Genomic DNA, 19,146 nt, shown 5'->3' with positions numbered 1-19,146 from the left:
ATTGGTGCGAAAATGATTGGTATAATGCTGTTCTCCCTCCTCGCGAGTTACGGGGTCTATTCGGTTATAGTTGACGACTCCGCTGATACCTCCTCTAACGACAGTTCGGATCAGGATATTGGCGAGCGTATCGTGGGCACCGACGATAACGATGTGATTGACGCCAGTGGTGGCGATGACACCGTTCTAGGTGGCTATGGCTCGGATTTGATCTCCGGCGCTGCGGGTGACGACCTACTGAGAGGTGAGAGCTGGAACGACACGATCAGCGGCGGTGATGGTGACGATACCCTTGATGGCGGCAACTCTAACGATCTGCTGTTTGGCGGGGTCGGGGATGACTCTATTAACGGGGCAAGCGACTACGACACGCTGATCGGCGGGCAAGGCGATGACAATCTGATAGGTAACACTGGCCATGATTGGTTAGTTGATACCCGTGGTGACAACACCCTGCGCGGTGGATTTGGTCAGGATGTCTTGATCTCGGCAGGTGATTTTCCAGACGATGCCAGTGGCAGCCTCTCAACGCTGTATGTCGACTGGGAGAGTGGCTTTACAGATCTGACCCCCAGATCGCAGCCATTGAAGTTCGAGGCCGTTGCTCTGGTACTTGGCCAAGAGGACACAAGCGGCGCGGATGTTCTGGATGGTGGCAGCAGTTGGGACGCCTTGGCATTCGGGGCTGGTGATACCGCCACCGGCGGTGCCGGCGGTGACACCTTTGCTGTGGTTCAGCATCACCTACTATCTGGAGACGCACCCGCTACCATCACGGACTACGAGGATGCCGATCAGATCGAGTATATGTACTCGGTCACCACCGGCGAACCCGACCTGAGCATTGAGCATACGGACACTGGTGTGAACCTTTATGACGGTGGAAAGCTGGTGATGGTGATCGGTGGTGATACCGAAGGCTTCACTCTGGATGATATCAGTCTTTCTTCTGTGGTGACGGCAAGTGCGGGAAGTGATGATCTTACCGGTGGAGCGGAAGATGATGCCTTATACCTGCAGGGCGGCAATGACAAAGCTTCAGGCGAGGATGGCAACGACACCCTGTATGGTGGCGATGGCAGGGATACGCTGAATGGCGGTGCCGGTAATGACTGGTTGATGGGCGGCGATGGGAGTGACACGTTGAATGCCGGCACAGGCGACGACGTTCTGAACGGGGGTAGTTCCGAATTCTTTGATGTCTACTACTGGAGCTATTCAAACCCAAACGGTTTTGACTCCGTTGACATCATCATGGAGCATAATAATCAAGTAGGGACCGATGGAACGGATCTTTTAAACGGCGGCTACGGCGATGACGTATTACTGGTTGGCGCAGGAGATACAGCCGTTGGCGGCGAAGGTGACGATACATTTTTCCTGATCGATCACGACGGCAGTGCCGACATAGCAGTGGTCGAAGATTTCAATCCTTCCGAAGATTCTCTGGTGGTCAAGTACTGGGGTGAAGGTGCTTCCTTCTATATAAGTCGGCCTGAACTGACGGCTTCGGTTAATGATGACGGGTACACGGTGTTGGCTCTTGATGGCAAGGATATCACCCTGATCAAGACGGTTCTGCCGGCAAACTTCAACATTCTGAATGCCGTCATATTGAAGACCTATAGTGAGCTCTGAGAGGCTTTGTTGTGCAAATTCCCTGAGGCGTTCATCTCGTACAGCATTAGGGCTAGCTGAAATGTATAGGCAGGCCGACACCTTCAACCTACAGTTCCAAGAATTGGCCAGCCTATAACGACACGTTCAAGCGCAAAGGCGCGTTTACAATTTGGTTGGCCTAGACCTGCCACTGAACGGTCATCCATCGGAGCTATGGGCCTTGGTGGCTGCTTCCACCGAATGGCGCGGGTTGGGCAATCGCCCGTCATGCGGAGCTTGAAGCTCGCGTGGCGCGGCGGCGAGATTGTCTGCGCAGGCCGAAATTGGGCCATGGTTGTGTTAGGTATGTGGTCTTTAGGCGAAAATTTTTGCCACACATTTTGCCACACAAACTGCAACGCTGCGTCTTTTGTGATCTTTAAAAGTCAATTATAAACAGTGGGTTATTGATCCATTTGGTGGCGTTCTGTCGGACTGATCCTCCGCCACTAAACGTGGCTCAAAAGGTTTTCCGTGATTGACAGCATTGGCTGATTCCTCGGGTGCAGGGCGCTGCATTGTGCGGTGGCGCTCAATGGTCCCAATGAGCCTGCCTGAATTTGCGCCAGCGACAACGTAATCCCCTCAATCTGTGATGAAATATGCGACAGGGGCCTCAAGGCCACGCTAACTGAGGCGACGTTCTGTTTGTGATTAAAGTTTAATCATATGGATCATAAATTAGGCGAAAAGTGTTCCTCTCACCGCTTCCACCCCTTCCTAGTACCGCAAAAGAGACGCTCTGTATGGACGAAGCGACGCTCCCTATTCAGCGTGGGACTTGGGTGCCTGCAGTCAAATGCAGGCCGTTTTTTCGTTCGGCCAGCGCGAGGGATGCGCGATCGCCGGACATGTAGGAGGAGCCGAGGATGCAGCTCACAGCAACACCCGAGGCCAGAACCTTTGCGCGGATTGCCGAGGTCTGGCTGCCTGAAGGGGAGACCCTTGTTCATGGTGGGGGTGCCTATGGCAATGCCTCCGAATTCGCGGAAATCTCGGGAAAAACCAGCTTTGCCAAGGGCGAGGGCCTGCCGGGCAAGGCTTGGGCCGAAGCGCGCCCTGTGGTTCTGAAGGAATTCGACGGATCGTATTTCCAGCGGACCGAAGCCGCGCTCGAGGCCGGTCTGACCTGCGCGGTTGCGGTGCCGGTGTTTGCGGGCAAAACCCTCAAGGCAGTTCTGGTGATCCTGTGCGGCGATGACGCCGAGCATCACGGCGCGATCGAGGTCTGGGAAGATCAGGGCAACAAACTGCACCTGTCCGATGGCTATTACGGGACCGCGCAGAAATTCGAGGAAATCTCGCAGGACGTGTCGTTCAGCTACGGGCAGGGGCTGCCCGGCGGCGTTTGGGCGGCAAATACGCCGATCCTGATGCGCGATCTTTCCCGCGTCGGGGCCTTCCTGCGTGCCGAAGCAGCGGGCGAGATTGGCCTCAAGCATGGCCTTGGCGTGCCGGTGCCTGTGCCCGGTGACAAAACCTTTGTTCTGACGCTGCTGTCGTCGGCAGGCACGCCCATCGCGCGCCGCTTTGAAATCTGGGATGCCCGTCCCGAGGTTGTCGGAGCGACCAAGAAAGCCCTGCGCATTGATGGCTTTTGCGAGATCGAAGGCCCCCTCTGGCCCAAGGAAAACCCGCCCGTTGATGCGGAAACCGTTGGCGCGTGGCAAGGGCCCGTTGGTCAGGTGGTCGGCTCTGGTCTGCCCCAAGTCCACACCGGCGCAACCGGTCTGCCTGCGGGCTATACCCTGATGGTTGCCCTGCCTGTCTATCAACACGGTGAACTGGCCCACGTGGTCGCTTGGTACCTGTAAAGAAGGATTGAACCGATGCAGAAACTTGTCGTCATTGGTGCCGGCATGGCGTCCGGCCGTGTCCTTGAGCATCTCTTCGACGCCGCACCCGATGCGTTCGAGGTAACCCTGTTCAACGCCGAGCCGCGCGGGAACTACAACCGCATCATGCTTTCGCCGGTTCTGTCGGGCGAAAAGACCTTTGAGGAAATCGTCACCCATGACGATGCGTGGTACGCGGCGAACAAAGTGACCACCCGTTTCGGCGAAAAGGTCACCGGCATCGACCGCGAGCGCAAAGTGGTCATCGGCGAGAACGGCGAAGTTCCCTATGACAAGCTGGTGATCGGCACGGGGTCCGCGCCGTTCATCATCCCGATGCCCGGTCACGATCTGCCCGGCGTGGTTGCCTATCGCGATCTGGAAGACACCAACGCAATGATCGAAGCCTCGGCCACGCCGGGCGGCCACGCGGTGGTCATCGGTGGCGGCCTCTTGGGTCTGGAAGCGGCGGCCGGTCTGCGCTTGCGCGGTATGGAAGTCACCGTGCTGCACATCATGGGTCACCTGATGGAGCGTCAGCTAGACGAGGCGGCTGGTTACCTGCTGAAAAAGGATCTGGAAAAGCGCGGGATCAACGTGCTGCTCAAGGCCCAGACCAAATGCATCGAAGGCGACGGCAAGGTCGAGCGCGTTCTGCTGGAAGACGGCACCGTACTGAAGGCCGACATCGTCTGTATGGCTGTGGGCATCCGTCCCGCCGTTGCGCTGGGGCAGGCGGCCGGTCTGGACATGGGCCGAGCCATCAAGGTGGACGCGCAGATGCGCACCTCTGACCCCGATATTCTGGCGGTTGGCGAATGCGTCGAGTTTAACGGCAACCTCTTTGGTCTGGTCGCGCCTTTGTACGATCAGGCGAAAGTGCTGGCGAAAACCCTGCTTGGCGAAGACGACGTGTTCAAAATGCGCGAGCTGTCCACCAAGCTGAAAGTCACCGGCTGCGATCTGTTCAGCGCCGGCGACTTTGCCGAGGGCGAAGGCCGCGAGGATATCGTGTTCCGCGACCCCAAGCGTGGCGTCTACAAGCGTCTCGTGATCGAGGATGACAAGCTGATCGGCGCCGTGATGTACGGCGACACCGCGGACTCCAACTGGTTTTTCGGCCTGATCAAGGATGGCACCGACATCGAAGAGATGCGCGAAACGCTGATCTTTGGCCCGGCATTTCAGGGGGGTGGCGCAGCCGCCGCGGACCCTCTGGCAGCCGTTGCAGCATTGCCGGCTGACGCCGAAATCTGTGGCTGTAACGGCGTTTGCAAAGGCACCATCGTTTCCGCGATCGAGGGCGGGGCGCACACTCTGGACGACGTCAAGGCGCTGACCAAGGCCTCTGCGTCCTGCGGCACCTGTACCGGACTGGTCGAGCAGGTTCTGGCCGTGACCTTGGGCGACAGCTTTGAGGCCAAGGCCGAAAAGCCCGTCTGCAAGTGTACCGACCTGACCCACGAAGACGTCCGCCGCCTGATCAAGGCGCGCGAACTGAAGTCCCAGCCCGCCGTCTGGCAGGAACTGGGCTGGAAGACCGTCAACGGCTGTCACGTCTGCCGCCCTGCGATCAACTACTACCTCTTGGCCGACTGGCCGCTCGAGTATCAGGACGATCTGCAGTCGCGCTTTGTGAATGAACGGAACCACGCAAACATCCAGAAAGACGGCACTTATTCCGTGATGCCGCGGATGTGGGGCGGCATGACCACCCCTGAGGAACTAATCGCCATCGCCGAAGCCGCCAAGAAATACGACGCCGCTGTCAAAGTGACCGGCGGCCAGCGGATCGACCTTCTGGGCATCAAGAAAGAGGACCTACCGGCGATCTGGTCGGACCTGAACGATGCGGGCATGGTCTCTGGTCACGCCTACACCAAGGGTCTGCGGACGGTGAAAACCTGTGTGGGGACGGACTGGTGCCGTTTCGGGACGCAGGACTCGACCGGCCTTGGCATCAAGCTGGAAAAACGCCTTTGGGGATCGTGGACGCCGCACAAGGTCAAGCTGGCCGTGTCAGGCTGCCCGCGCAACTGTGCAGAGGCCACGTGTAAGGACATCGGTGTGATCTGTGTGGACTCGGGCTACCAGATCGGGGTCGCTGGTGCCGCCGGTATGGACGTCAAGGAAACCGAGCGTCTGATCGATGTCGCCACCGAAGAGGAAGTGCTGGAATGGACCGTCGCGTTCATGCAGCTCTACCGCGAGAACGGCAAATATCTGGACCGCGCCTATAAATGGGTCGCCAAAGTGGGCCTTGGCTGGGTGCAAGAGCACCTGTCCGACCCCGCCAACCGCGCTGCGCTGGTTGAACGCTTCGACATCAGCCAGAGCGTCTACCAGAAAGACCCGTGGGCCGATCACGTCGCCAACAACATGGCGCAGTACACCCCCCTCGCAGATCTGAGCCAGGAGGCCGCAGAATGAGCTGGACCGATATCGGAGCCCTGAACGACATCCCCCTGCGCGGGGCGCGTATTGTCAAAACCGTAGCGGGCTGCATCGCCGTGTTCCGCACCGCCGAAGAAGAGGTTTTCGCGACCTCGAACACGTGCGCGCACAAGGGCGGCCCCTTGGCCGAGGGGATCGTGCATGGGAAATCCGTGACATGCCCGCTGCATAACTGGGTCTATTCGCTGGAAACCGGCGAGGCGCAGGGCGCTGACGAAGGCCAGATCGCGACCTATCCGATCCGCATCGAGGACGGTCGCCTGTTGCTGGACGTCAGCACCGTGGCGGCGCGGAGCGCAGCCTGATGACGACGGTAAAATCGACCTGCCCCTATTGCGGGGTGGGTTGCGGCGTTCTGCTGACGCCGGATGGAAAGGGCGGGCTGACGGTCAAGGGCGACCCTGACCACCCCGCCAACTTTGGCCGCCTGTGTTCCAAAGGGTCGGCGCTGGCGGAAACCGTCGGCACCGATCACCGTCTGCTCGCGCCGCGCGTGGACGGACAGGACACCGATTGGGACAGCGCGCTTGATCTGGTGGCGGATCGCTTCCGCGCCGTGATCGACGAACACGGGCCGGATGCGGTGGCCTTCTACGTCTCGGGTCAGTTACTGACCGAGGACTACTATGTAGCGAACAAGCTGATGAAAGGGTTCATCGGCTCGGCAAACATCGACACCAACTCGCGGCTGTGCATGTCCTCGACCGTGGCGGGGCACAAGCGGGCGTTCGGCACCGATACCGTCCCCGGCACCTACGAGGATCTGGAAAAGGCCGACCTGATCGTGCTGACCGGCTCGAATTTGGCGTGGTGTCATCCGGTTCTGTACCAGCGCATTCTGGCGGCGCGCAAAGCCCGTCCCGAGATGAAGCTGGTGGTCATTGACCCGCGCCGCACGGCCAGCTGTGACGGTGCTGATCTGCACCTGAAACTGGCAGCGGGCAGCGATGTGGCGCTGTTCAACGCGCTGCTGGCCGAGATTGATCGCCGCGGGATGCTGGATCAGGATTGGCTCGACGCCCATGTCGAAGGGGCCGAGGCCGCGATTGCCAGCGCCCACGCCTGCGACCCGGCAATCACCGGCCTGTCCGACGCGGACCTGCAAGCGTTCTATGATCTGTGGATCGGGACGCAAAAGGTCGTCACCATCTTCAGTCAAGGGGTGAACCAATCCAGCGCGGGCACGGACAAGGTGAACGCCATCCTGAACTGCCACTTGGCGACGGGGCGGATCGGCACCCTCGGGTGCGGACCGTTCAGCGTGACCGGTCAGCCCAATGCGATGGGTGGCCGCGAGGTTGGCGGCCTTGCCAACATGCTGGCCTGCCATCTGGATCTGGAGAACGCCGAGCACCGCGACGCTGTTCAGGGCTTCTGGTCATCGCCCGCGATGCCGGAAAAACCGGGCCTCAAGGCTGTTGATATGTTCAAGGCCCTGTCCGAGGGCCGGATCAAGGTCCTGTGGGTGATCCATTCGAACCCCGCCGTGACCTTGCCCGACGCGGACAAGGTGCGCGATGCGGTCAAGGGTTGCGACTTTGTCGTGGTCAGCGACATCACCGAACGCACGGACACCGCGCGTCTGGCAGACGTTCTGCTGCCTGCCAGTGCTTGGTCGGAAAAATCGGGGACGGTAACCAATTCGGACCGCACCATTTCCCGCCAGCGCACCGTTCTGGAGGCCCCCGGTCAGGCGCAGCCCGACTGGTGGATCATGGCGCAGGTCGCGCAGCGCATGGGCTATGCGGGCTTTGACTGGCAGGAACCGGTCGAGATTTTCCGCGAATACGCCGCGCTGTCAGGGATCGCTGGCCAGTTCGGCCGTGATTTCGATATCTCGAACCTGTCGCAGATTGACGGGGTTGCCTATGACGCGATGCAGCCCTTCCGCTGGCCCCAAGGGCCCGCCAAAGAGGGTGGCCGGTTCTTTGCCGACGGCGCGTTCTATCACGCGGGCGGCAAGGCCAAGATGCTGGCGCTGACCCACCGTCCGCCGGTGTCCGCGCAGGACGGGGCGCGTCCGTTCCGCCTGAACACGGGCCGTCTGCGGGATCAGTGGCACACCATGACCCGCACGGCGCTCAGCCCGCGGCTGTCGGCGCATTTGCCCGAACCCTTTGTGGACATGCACCCCGAGGATGCCGCGCGTCTGGGGCTGAAGCCTGCCGATCTGGTGCGCCTGACCAGCCCCCACGGCACGGCGATCCTGCGCCTGCGTCAGACTGACGATGTGACCAAAGGCGATGTGTTCGTACCGATGCACTGGACGGGCGAGACCGCTCCGGCGGCGCGGATCGACGCGCTGGTTGCACCGGTCGTGGACCCGATTTCGGGCCAGCCCGAAAGCAAAGCCAGCACCGTCTCGGCCGAGGCTTTTGTGCCCGCTTGGTACGGGTTCGCCATTTCCACCGGCGATCTGGCGCCCGATTGCGCCTATTGGGCGCGGGCGCGGACCGTTCAGGGGTGGCGCGCGGAACTGGCGGGCGATGCCACGCCCGAGGATTGGGAAGCCTACGCCCGTAGACTGTTCGGCCTGCCGGATGCGGATACGCAGGTGCTGCGGGACGCCAAGCGCGGCACCTTCCGCATCGCGTTCTTTGACGGGGAAATCCTGCTGGCGGCCTTCTATGCGGGGCTCCAGCCCGTGACGCTAATGCGCGATTTTCTGGCCGGTTTGCCGGGGACCGAGACTCTGTGGGCCTTGGCAGGGCAGGCCAAGGGCGACACGCCCGATCCGGGTCCGGTGGTCTGCTCGTGCTTTGCCGTGGGCCGCAACACCATCCTGCGCGAGATCGAAGGAAAAGGCCTGACGACGGTGGAACAGATTGGCGCGTGCCTTTCGGCAGGCACCAACTGCGGGTCGTGCAAATCGGAACTGGCGGGCCTGTTGGCCTCCGTCAACGTACCAGCAGAGTAACCAATAACGCGGCGGCCACTCCGGTGGCCGTCAGCGCCCACGTCCGCCAGAATGTTTTGGAGCCCCGTTCCAGCAGGGGAACGAAATCGCCCCCCGCAGCCAACTCTTTCCGCGCATTCCGGATTTCCCCCAGAAGCTCTGTCATCACCTGAGGCCGCTTCGACGGGTCATATGACAGCGCGCGTTCCAGCGCCTTTTGCAGGGTCGAGGGCATGTCGGGGCGCAAATCGGTCAGGGCTTTGGGAACCCAATCCTTGGCCGCGGTGGACAGCCGATCGCCCTTTTTCTCGTGATCAAAGGGGACTTTGCCCGCGATCATTTCATAGGCGATGGCGGCAATCGAAAACAGATCGGACAGGTTCGAGGCACTGCGCCCCGCCAGAACCTCTGGGGCGATATAGTTCACCGACCCCTCGGGCAGGTCCTCGTCCGCGCCAGTCAGCAGGCCCTTGAACCCCGCGACCTGCACCGAGCCGAAGTCGATGATCTTGGCGGTGCCATCCGCGAGGATCATGATGTTCTCGGGTTTCAGATCGCGGTGCACCATCCCGAGACGGTGAAACACCCGAACCGCCGTCACCAAGGATTCCAGAATGGGCAGCACATCGCGAATGCGGGGCACTGGATGGCGTTTCATCCAGTCGCGCAGGGTTTCGCCCTCAACCCATTCAGCGATGCAATAGAGGAAGCTGCTGTCCTCGTGGGGCAGAATTTTCATCACCTGCGGGTGGTTGATTTTGCGGCCTACCCATTGCTCCAGCGTGAACCCTTCGAGGTATTGCAGGCTGTCGGCGAAATTGCGCGAGGGGGCTTTCAGCACGAAATCCTCATCGCCGTGATCAACGCGCCGGACCTTGTACACGTGGCTGCGGGTCGAGGCATGGAGCACTTCGATCACCTTCCAGCCGTCGATCTTGTTGCCGGGCTGTAGCGCGGGCGGGATCGCCAGCGTGGTCAGGCGGCGGTGCGCCTCGGTCAGGGTTTCCGAGGGCAGGGCGGTCAGCGCCATCATCATCGCCGAAATGTTGTCGTCACTGCCAGCAGCAAGCGCGGCGTCACACAGGGCGCGGGCGGCGCGCTCTAGCTGGGTCTGGGTGGTTAGGGGGCCTTGGAGCAGTTCGGCCATCGCGGCGGTTCGGACAAAGCTGTGCACCCCGTCCGAGAGCAGCACAAAGACATCGCCGGCCTTCATCTCGTGTTCAGAGTAGTCCACGTTCAACCGGCTATCGATGCCAAGCGCGCGGGTCAGGACCTCTTTCTCGCCCATGTAGCGGCTGGTGTGGTCGCTGGTCAGGCAGGTCAGCTTGCCGTTCCGCAGCAAGAGGCACCGCGTGTCCCCCACATGGACCACATGCGCGGTGGTCGAGCGGGCAATCATCGCGGTAAAGGTGGTCACCTGACCTTCGGCCTCGGGCGAGCCGGACTTGTTCTGGGTATAGAAAAACCCGTTAAGGGCCTGAATCAAACGGCTGGCGCAATCGGCCACAGGCCAGCTTTCGGGCGCGGAATAGTAGTCCTGCGCGAACTGCATCACCGAGGTCTGCGCCGCCTTATAGGAATTGCGCCCCGTGCTGATCCCGTCCGCAATGCAGATCGTCGCGCCCTTGGTGTGCAATTCGTAAAGCTGGTCGGGAATGCGCCCCGAGATCGCATCATCATTGCGCGGTTTGACCCCGGCCGAGGAATAGCCCCCCATCACCGCCTTCAGCGGGTGGGTCGGGAACTGGCCTTTTACGGCGGCATAGCCTTTGGGCGTTTGCGGGGTCATGGGGCTCTCCTCTTAACGAAAACAGGCGGGTAAAAACCCGCCTGCTGTCAACACTTTGCGAACCGGTCAGGAGACCTTGATCATGGTGACGGAACCGTCTTCGTCAACTTCGGCGATCTCGCCCGAGGGTTCTTCGAGCAGAAGCAGCGCGAGGAAGCCGATCACCGCAGTCCCCGCAATCACAAGGAAGAAGGTCGAGGCATCCACCACCGAGTAGATGATCAGATAGATCACCGCGCCGACGTTTCCGTAAGCGCCGGTCATGCCCGCGATCTGGCCGGTCAGCGAACGCTTGATCAGCGGCACCACCGCGAACACCGCGCCTTCGCCCGCCTGAACAAAGAACGAGCACGCCATGGCCGCCACAACCGCCAACCAGACGGGCCAAGAGGCGTCCACGATGCCCATCAGCGCATAGCCCACAGCCAGACCGGCGGTCAGGATCAGCAGGGTTTTCTTGCGGCCGAACCGGTCGGAAATCAGACCGCCACCGGGGCGCGACATCAGGTTCATAAAGGCATAGGCCGAGGCCACCATACCCGCCACAACCGGCGACAAATCAAAGGTTTCCGCAAAGAACAGGGGCAGCATCGACACAACCGCCAGTTCCGAGCCAAAGGTCGCGAAGTACAGGATGTTCAGGATCGCCACCTGTTTGAACTTGTAGCGCTGGAACTCGGGCACTTCTTCGGTAAAGACAGTGCGGTTCGCACGGACAGCCAGCATCGCGTCATAGGCATAAAGCAGCAGTAGGCCAAAGTAGACCACGTTGGTGGTCATCGGGGTGAAGATGTCTACGTTCTTCAGGCGCCATGCCAGCGCACCCAGCGCGATATACAGCGGCACCTTCATGATCAGCAGGAAGTACAGGTCGCCCTTCGAGGTCACTTCCATGGCGGTCGCGTTCTTGGGTTTGAAGTATTTCGAGCCCTTGGGAACGTCCTGCACCGATGCGTAGTAGATAAAGCCGAACACCAGCGACAGCGCACCGGTCAGGCCAACGGCCCAGCGCCAGCCGTCCGCGCCGCCGAACCAGAGGGCGATCGTCGGCAGGGTGAATGCCGCCGCCGCAGAGCCAAAGTTGCCCCAGCCGCCGTAGATGCCCTCGGCGGTGCCCAGTTCGTTGGCGGGGAACCATTCGGACACCATGCGGATACCGATCACAAAGCCCGCACCGATGAAGCCCAGTGCGAAACGGGCCAGCGCCAGTTGGGTAAAGTTCTCAGCGACCGCGAACACGAAACAGGGGATCGAGGCCAAAATCAGCAGCGCCGAGTAGACTTTGCGGGGCCCATATTGGTCGGTCAGCATCCCGATGATAATCCGCGCCGGAATGGTCAGCGCGACGTTCAGGATCAGCAAGGTGGTGATCTGCGGCTTGGTCAGTCCAAGGCTTTCCTTGATCGCGCCAAGCATGGGCGCAAGGTTGAACCAGACCACGAATGTCAGGAAGAAGGCGAACCAGGACAGATGAAGTATCTTCATCTTCCCCGAGAAGGAAAAAATGTTGAATCCCGAAGCAGACATTGCGGTCTCCGTGTCGTCAAGCTGATGCGATGATGGATGAGCAGTTATGCGAGATCCGCGAGAACCTGCATTCCAAATTAGCAATTCGCGCATGAGTGCGGGGCGATGCCTAATTTTAGGGCGTAAATTTGGGGCGATGCGCAAAATGAGGGCGCATTCAGGAGGGCCTGTTTGAAGAGGCGCACCCTCCACCACGACCGCAGGGGCTGCGCGCCAAAGGCCCTGACCTAACGTCCGGCTGGGCGGCTTGGTTCGGCTAAGCTACCTTCTCGCAGGAATAGCCCAGATTGAAAGGTTCCCCATGCCCACCACCGGTAAACAGTTGTTCACCACGCTCGACGCTGACGGCACCCTGACTGTCGCGCTAGAAGAGGTGACCCTTGCCGATCCCACCGGCACTCAGGTTCTGGTTCGGATGGAGGCCGCGCCGATCAACCCTTCGGATCTGGCCATTCTTGTGGGCGGCGCGGATGTGGAGAACGCGGAATACTCGGCGGGGAAATTCGTGGCCAAGTTGCCCGCATCGGTCAATGCGGCCTCGAAGGCGCGTCATGGCTTGAAACTGCCCGCAGGCAACGAGGGCGCAGGCACCGTGATTGCCGCCGGTGACAGCCCCGCAGCGCAGGCGTTGATCGGGCAGCGGGTCTCTTGCGTGCCGGGCAGCGCCTACAGCCAGTACTGCTTGGCCGATGCCGCCCTGTGCCTGCCCTTGGGGGACCATTCGTCAGAAGAGGGCGCGAGCGCGTTTATCAATCCGATGACCGCTCTGGGCTTCGTCGAAACCGCGCGGGCCGACGGGGCCAGCGCGATTTTGCACACGGTCGGGGCTTCGAACCTTGGGCAGATGTTGACGCGGATCTGCCTTGAGGACGGGATCGAGCTGGTGAACATCGTCCGTAAACCCGACCATGTGGACCTGCTGAAGGGGCAGGGCGCGCGCCATGTGGTGAATGCTGCCGATGATGATTTCTATGAACAGCTGACCGATGCGATCCGCACCACGGGGGCGTTCTGCGGGTTTGATCCCATCGGGGGCGGTACGCTGGTGGACACGGCCTTCAAAGCGATGGAACGGGTCGCCTATGAGCGGATGACGGAATACTCGCGCTATGGCTCGAACCAGATGAAGCGCATGTATATCTATGGCCGCCTCGACAACAGTCCCACGGTGCTGACCCGCAGCTATGGCTTTGGCTGGAGCCTTTCGGGCTGGCTCATGTTCCCGTTCCTGCAATCCATCGGGCAAGAGACCGTGGCGCGGATGCGCCAGCGGGTCAGGGACAACCTGACGACCACCTTTGCCAGCCACTACAAGACCCGCGTCACCCTGGAACAGATGCTGACCCGAGAGGCTGTGCTGGACTATCGCGCTATGCGCACGGGCGAGAAGTACCTTGTGACCCCTTGGGCCTAATGGTGCGTGGCGCCGCCCGATAACGGGGCGGCGCTGACAAGTTTAGCGGGCCAACCAGCCGCCATCCACGTTCAGCACGGCCCCGTGGACATAGTCCGAGGCCGGAGCGGACAGATAGACCGCCGTATCGCCGATATCCCGCGCGTGGCCCCAGCGGCCTGCGGGGATACGCTCCAGGATCGCTTGGTTGCGGGCGGGGTCGGCGCGCAGGGCTGCGGTGTTGTTCGTCTCGATATAGCCGGGCGCGATGGCATTCACGTTGATGCCCTTGGCGGCCCATTCGTTTGCCAGCAGCTTGGTCAGGCCCGCGACGCTGTGTTTGGACGCGGTGTAGGAGGGCACGCGGATGCCCCCTTGGAACGACAGAAGCGAGGCGATGTTGACGATCTTGCCCGTGCCCTCGCGGGCAAAGACGGCCTTGGCAAAGGCTTGGCAGGTGAAGAACAGCGCCTTGGCGTTGATGTCCATGACGTCGTCCCAGTCCTGCTCGGTAAAGTCCACGGCATCAGCCCGCCGGATGATCCCAGCGTTGTTCACCAGAATGTCGATCTGGCGGCCCGCAAAGATATCCTTGGCGGACATGGGGTCCGAGAGGTCCAGCAGCAGCTCCTCTCCGCTGCCCATCATTTCCACGGTTTCGGCACAGGTGCGTCGGCCAGCGGCGATCACATGGGCGCCGTTTTCGGCCATCGACAGGGCGATGGCTTGGCCGATGCCGGTGTTTGCGCCGGTCACAAGGGCGGTCTTGCCCGATAGGGAAAAGCGGCTCATCGCAGGTCCTTTGGCTGGATAAAGTCCATGTCGGTGTAGTCGACGTTATCGCCCGCCATGGCCCAGATAAAGGTGTAGGCGCCGATCCCTGCGCCGGAATGGATCGACCACGGCGGGGAAATCGCGCCCTCTTCGTTGCCAATGAACAGGTGACGGGTTTCCTGCGGCTCGCCCATCAGGTGCAGAACGCGGGCCTCTGGCGCCATGCCGAAATAGAGGTACGCCTCCATCCGTCGGTCGTGGATGTGCGAGGGGATCGTGTTCCAGACCGACCCATCATGCAGCGTGGTATACCCTAAGATCAGCTGGCAGCTTTCCATGGCCAGAGGGTGGATGAACTGCTTGATGGTGCGCTTGTTGCTGGTTTCAGAGGCGCCCATGTGGACCTCTTTGCACTCGGCCATGGTGATCAGGCGGGTGGGATAGGCCCGATGCGCTGGGGCCGAGGTGATGTAGTACCGCCCCGAACCGCTGAAGGTTACCGCGCCAGTGCCCATGCCAAGGTACAGCACCTCGCCATGGGCCAGGGTGTAGGTCTGGCCATCCGCAGTGATGGTGCCCGTCTCGCCGATGTTCACAACGCCCATCTCTCGCCGCTCAAGGAAGGTGGCGGTCTTGGTCTCGGCCACCACATCGAGGGTCAGATCGCTCCCCGCTGGCACCGCGCCGCCCATGACGAAGCGGTCGTAATGGGTGTAGATCAGGCGGATTTCGCCGTCTGCGAACATGTCTTGGGCCAGGAAATTCTGGCGCAGGGCGGCGGTGTCCATCCCCTTGGCGTGGTCGGGGTGGATGGCGTGGCGGGTGGTGACGGTCAGGGTCATGAAGGGGTCCTTTGGGTCTTGGTCAGGCGAGGGCAGATGCGCGCAGGCGCTCGGTCAGGGCATAGGCAAAGGGGCCGACGCCTTTGATGTCGTCGGGCTGGATGCGTTCGGAGACATAGTATTCGGGCGTGCCGTCCCGATACACCCCGTCAAAACCACCAAGCCCCGCGACACAGCAAATGTCGGTCAGTTGCAGGCGGCCATCTACGGGGGCCAGCTTGGCTTCCAGAGCGGTCATGGCACGGTGGCCATCAGAGGCATCGGGGATCAGCCCCAACCGCGCGCCTTTGAGAATGGCATAGGCGAACATGGCGCTGGCAGAGCTTTCCTCGTAGTTGCCCTTCAGGTCTGGCATGCACATCACCTGATGCCAGAGCCCCGAGGGGCGCTGATGGGCGATCACCGCCTCTAGCAGATCACGCGCCGCATCGCGGGGGGCGCGGGGGTCATTGGGGATTAGGTCCACCAGATCAACCAGCGCCATCGCCAGCCAGCCCACAGCACGGGCCCAAACCGCAGGGGACAGGCCCGTTTCCGGATCAGCCCAAGGCTGCTGTCGCGCGTCATCATAGCCGTGGATATAGAGGCCCGCTGGCCCCTTGGTGAAGGCCAGCGCGGTTTCGACTTGGCTCAGGGCATCCTGCACCAGCGCATCATTGCCCCTCCGCAGCCCGTATTCCACTTGGAACGGCAGCCCCATGTAGAGGCCGTCCAGCCAGACCTGATTGGGATAGCGCTGCTTGTGCCAGTAGTTGCCTGCTGGAATGCGCGGGTGACTGGCCAGTTGACCTGCCAGCAGATCGGCGGCGGCCTCATAGCGGGCATCGCCAGTGGTGTCGGCCAGATGGAACAGGCAGCGGCCTGCCAGAATGTTGTCGATGTTGTATTCGTGGGCCTTATAGTCCCGGATCGTGCCATCGGGGGTGACTTGCGCATCCACCAGACGGCGCAGATGGGCCAGCCAACGCGCCTCGCCCGTGGTGCGATGCAGCCGCACCAGCGCCAGATAGAGCAGGCCGTCCTCATAGCACCAGCGTCCGCCTTTGTAGGCGCGGTAATCGCGGGCGTAGGCGTCGAAGTAGTCTAGCAAGTCCATTAGTCTGTCCTTTCCGAAAGCAGGGTCAGCCCGCCTTCTTCGATCGGAATGTCGGGGTCCGCGAGGATTTGCGCGTGTTCATGGGCGAAGCCCGCATGGCACAGGGGGCGGATGTGATCGGCCATAACGGGGGCGGTGGCCACGGCATCGGGGTTCAAGCCCAGCACGGTGATGCGGGTCAGGTGGATCGGGCCGATGGGCTGCTCGGGCAGGCCGATAAAGGCCCCCAGCGCATGGGACAGGCCGGTGATTGTGACGTCCGAAACCTCGATCCGGCCGATATGCGGGGTCAGGTGGGTGACGGGCGCGGGGGTGCGGGTCTGGACCCAATCGTCGTGCCCATCGTGGTCGCAGTAGTAGAAGGCATTCGCGCTAAAGGCGGTCTCCACATCGGTCATCGTCACATCGCGAAAGGTTACGCGATCAATCCGGCCACCGCGCCCTCGGCGGGTTTTCAGGCGCAGGCCGCGGTCTGTGCCTGTCATCTCGCAGGCGGCCACGGTGATGTCGGTGATATCGCCGCTCATTTCAGAGCCAAGGACAACGCCGCCATGCCCCCGCTCCATCAGGCAATGGGTGATAGCGATGTCGCGAGTAGGGGTCAGGTGATCCTCTTGGCCTTGGTCGCCGCGTTTGCCGGCTTTGATGGCGATGCAGTCATCTCCGACCGAAAATCTCACCCCCGTCAGGCGCACTTTTTGGCACATTTCGGGGTTGCAGCCGTCGGTGTTGGGGCTGTCATCGGGGGCGCTGATATGCAGGCCCGCGATGGTCAGGTCATGGCAGCCCTGCGGGTGCACCGTCCACGAAGGGGCATTGCGCACCGAGAACCCGATCAACTGTGTGTGCTGGCAATTCACCAGATGCAGGCCGCGGGGGCGGCGGGCGCCTTGGCGGGTGTCTTTGGACCAACTCCACCAGTCGCCGCGATCCCCGCCACCTTCGAGCGCGCCGGGGCCAGCGATGGTCAGACGTTCTGTTCCCACCGCGTATATGGGCGCGGCAAAGCAATCGGCGGGCAATCCCTCCCACGATCCCAGCATTTTCCCTGCGTGGTTGCGCGCAGGCAGGATCGGCCAGCCTGTGCGGTCAGCGGGGGCCTTGAGAGTGCCCTTGAGCCAGAGGGTCAGATCACTGCGCAGGGCCATGGGGGCGCAGACCCAAGTGCCCTCGGGGATCAGGACGGTGCCGCATTTTGGCGCCGCACCAATGGCGCGGATCAGGGCGCGGGCATTCTCGGCTGCGTGCGAGGCGGTGTCGGGGCCATCGGCAATCGCGCCATGATCGGTGATGTCCACTAGCCCGGCGCAGGGGGGCGTGCGAAAGGGCAGGGTCTCGCCCACGACGGTCAGCGCATAGTCGGTGTCGGGGATCAGGTCGTCTATCACGGTCAGGGCTGTGCCGGTCTGGCCGTGCTGCACCGTGCCCGCGCTGCTCAGGGTCCACGGGACCATTTCGGGCAGGTAGTAGCGTGCCCCGTCAGGCGCATAGCAAAAGGCGATTGTGCGCACCGAAAGTGCGGTCAGCGAAAGCATGTCCGTTGTACCCTTTGAGGTCTGTCAAAAACGCCCTGTCGCGCCGGGAGTGTCGCGGCAGGGCAGAGGGGTTAGCTGGGGTCAAATCCGCGCAGCACTTTGTTGGTGCTGTTCAGGATGACCTCGGCGGCGTCCTCGGCGCTGATCATGCCGTAGGCGTATTCTTCGAGCGTATCGATGAAGATGCCGCGCACCTCGGGATGCTCGTTAAAGGGCGAGATGGTCGGGCCGCTGGCCGCCATCACGATGGCATTCGCCGCTGCCACATTGGGGTTGATCGCACCGGCATCGGTCAGACGTTTGGCCGCAATCGCCGAGGCAGGCAGACCCCGCGTATCGCCCAAGGCGTCGATGCCCTCGGGCTCGTTCAAGAGGCAGTTCACGATCTGGGCGGCGGCTTTGGGGTCTTTGGCATGGGCCGATACCGCAAAGAACATCGACGGTTTGGCGTAAATCCCGTCCACGACCGCATCTGCAAAGCGGATGTGCGGAACGGCCTGCAAGGTCTGGCCATCGTTCAGCGGGTCCGCGTATTTGCTGTAGGTCGAGTCCCATTCATAGGAGCCCGCGATCTTGCCCTCGGCCCATTCGGGCTTTTCATAGAGGTTCACGTTGCCCGCAGCCGCGTCTTCTTGCATCGACCGGACGGCCTTGGTCGCGACCAGTTTGCCATAATGCTCAATTCCGACGGCAAGCTCTTCGACGGTCCAAGCGGCGCGGTTGGTTTCGGGGTCCACCAGATCTTTGCCAGTCTTTTGCACGACGGCCAGTGTGACCAGCAGCTGCGCGGTTTCTTTTACTGCGTTGAACAGGGTGTAGTCGTCGCCCTTGGCCGCGCGCAGGGCTGCGGCGGCGGTCAGGAATTCGTCCCACGTGGTTGGGACGGCAATGCCAGCTTCTTGCAGCGTGGTCAGGTTGAAAAAGAACACGCGGCCCGAGGTCGACAGGGGCAGGCCGTTCAGCTTGCCATCCACGGTGACAGCGGCGCGCTGGTCTTCGGTCCACTGGGTCAGTTCGATCACATCGGACAGGCTGTTCAGATCGGCAAAACCGTCACCGTCCTTTGAAAACAGCGGCAACCAAGGCCAGTTGACCTGCACGATGTCCGCCTCGGTGCCGCCGGCCATCTGCGTGGTCAGCTTCTCGAGGTATCCGTCAAAGCCGGTGAATTCGGGCGCAATGGTGTGGCCGTATTTCTGGCCGCAGATTTTCAGCGCCTCTTGGGTGGCGACGTGGCGGCTTTCACCGCCCCACCACGACATGCGCAGGTCGGCAGCAGACGCGGCGCTGGCGGTTAGCATGGCCGCAAGGGCGGCACTGGTCATCAGGGTCTTCATTTCGGAGCT

Annotated in this window: 13 protein-coding genes; 6 read left to right on the top strand and 7 right to left on the bottom strand. The window is 61.7% G+C overall.

Annotated elements, in window-relative coordinates; genetic code table 11:
- Positions 1 to 24 precede the first annotated feature (24 nt).
- From HJ536_RS18375 to HJ536_RS18355, 5 genes are all read left to right on the top strand, one after another.
- Entirely contained in the window at positions 25 to 1,638 is a 1,614-nt protein-coding gene (locus HJ536_RS18375; RefSeq protein WP_177158871.1) for a calcium-binding protein, read from the top strand.
- Between the two features lie 890 nt (positions 1,639 to 2,528).
- Complete coding sequence (locus HJ536_RS18370) at positions 2,529 to 3,473, top strand: GAF domain-containing protein (protein ID WP_177158870.1); 945 nt, start codon at positions 2,529 to 2,531, stop codon at positions 3,471 to 3,473.
- Positions 3,474 to 3,488: 15 nt separating this feature from the next.
- The gene (gene nirB, locus HJ536_RS18365; RefSeq protein ID WP_177158869.1) at positions 3,489 to 5,924 is read left to right on the top strand and encodes a nitrite reductase large subunit NirB; all 2,436 of its coding nucleotides are present in this window, start codon (positions 3,489 to 3,491) and stop codon (positions 5,922 to 5,924) included.
- Positions 5,921 to 6,253 carry a nitrite reductase small subunit NirD gene (nirD, locus tag HJ536_RS18360; protein ID WP_177158868.1) on the top strand — a complete coding sequence of 111 codons (333 nt, stop codon included), beginning with the start codon at positions 5,921 to 5,923 and terminating at the stop codon, positions 6,251 to 6,253. Before nirB ends, nirD begins: the two co-directional genes overlap by 4 nt.
- The gene (locus tag HJ536_RS18355) at positions 6,253 to 8,865 is read left to right on the top strand and encodes a nitrate reductase (protein ID WP_177158867.1); all 2,613 of its coding nucleotides are present in this window, start codon (positions 6,253 to 6,255) and stop codon (positions 8,863 to 8,865) included. The genes nirD and HJ536_RS18355 overlap by 1 nt, the downstream gene beginning before the upstream one ends.
- On the opposite strand, the gene HJ536_RS18350 is transcribed toward HJ536_RS18355, so the two are convergent.
- Positions 8,846 to 10,633 (bottom strand): bifunctional protein-serine/threonine kinase/phosphatase, encoded by a 1,788-nt coding sequence (locus HJ536_RS18350; protein WP_177158866.1) that lies wholly within the window; start codon positions 10,631 to 10,633, stop codon positions 8,846 to 8,848. The two genes, HJ536_RS18355 and HJ536_RS18350, sit on opposite strands and share 20 nt — an antisense overlap.
- A 66-nt stretch (positions 10,634 to 10,699) precedes the next feature.
- Positions 10,700 to 12,118, bottom strand: a complete 1,419-nt coding sequence (locus tag HJ536_RS18345) for a NarK family nitrate/nitrite MFS transporter (RefSeq protein WP_228028803.1) — start codon at positions 12,116 to 12,118, stop codon at positions 10,700 to 10,702.
- A gap of 343 nt (positions 12,119 to 12,461) precedes the next feature.
- On the opposite strand from HJ536_RS18345, the gene HJ536_RS18340 reads away from it, so the two are divergent.
- Positions 12,462 to 13,574 carry a zinc-binding dehydrogenase gene (locus HJ536_RS18340; protein ID WP_177158864.1) on the top strand — a complete coding sequence of 371 codons (1,113 nt, stop codon included), beginning with the start codon at positions 12,462 to 12,464 and terminating at the stop codon, positions 13,572 to 13,574.
- A gap of 42 nt (positions 13,575 to 13,616) precedes the next feature.
- Here the strand turns inward: HJ536_RS18340 and kduD are convergent, their stop codons facing one another.
- The 5 genes from kduD to HJ536_RS18315 form a co-directional block, all read right to left on the bottom strand.
- Entirely contained in the window at positions 13,617 to 14,345 is a 729-nt protein-coding gene (kduD, locus tag HJ536_RS18335) for a 2-dehydro-3-deoxy-D-gluconate 5-dehydrogenase KduD (RefSeq protein ID WP_177158863.1), read from the bottom strand.
- Complete coding sequence (gene kduI, locus HJ536_RS18330) at positions 14,342 to 15,169, bottom strand: 5-dehydro-4-deoxy-D-glucuronate isomerase (RefSeq protein ID WP_177158862.1); 828 nt, start codon at positions 15,167 to 15,169, stop codon at positions 14,342 to 14,344. The genes kduD and kduI overlap by 4 nt, the downstream gene beginning before the upstream one ends.
- Positions 15,170 to 15,191: 22 nt before the next feature.
- Positions 15,192 to 16,265, bottom strand: a complete 1,074-nt coding sequence (locus HJ536_RS18325) for a glycoside hydrolase family 88/105 protein (RefSeq protein WP_177158861.1) — start codon at positions 16,263 to 16,265, stop codon at positions 15,192 to 15,194.
- The gene (pglA, locus tag HJ536_RS18320) at positions 16,265 to 17,800 is read right to left on the bottom strand and encodes a polygalacturonase PglA (protein WP_177158860.1); all 1,536 of its coding nucleotides are present in this window, start codon (positions 17,798 to 17,800) and stop codon (positions 16,265 to 16,267) included. The genes HJ536_RS18325 and pglA overlap by 1 nt, the downstream gene beginning before the upstream one ends.
- Before the next feature lie 71 nt (positions 17,801 to 17,871).
- Positions 17,872 to 19,137 (bottom strand): ABC transporter substrate-binding protein, encoded by a 1,266-nt coding sequence (locus tag HJ536_RS18315; RefSeq protein ID WP_177158859.1) that lies wholly within the window; start codon positions 19,135 to 19,137, stop codon positions 17,872 to 17,874.
- Positions 19,138 to 19,146: the final 9 nt, after the last annotated feature.

This window comes from Donghicola mangrovi, assembly GCF_013377535.1.
Taxonomy (GTDB): Bacteria; Pseudomonadota; Alphaproteobacteria; order Rhodobacterales; family Rhodobacteraceae; genus Donghicola; species Donghicola mangrovi.
This window is presented reverse-complemented; position numbering and strand designations above follow the sequence as displayed.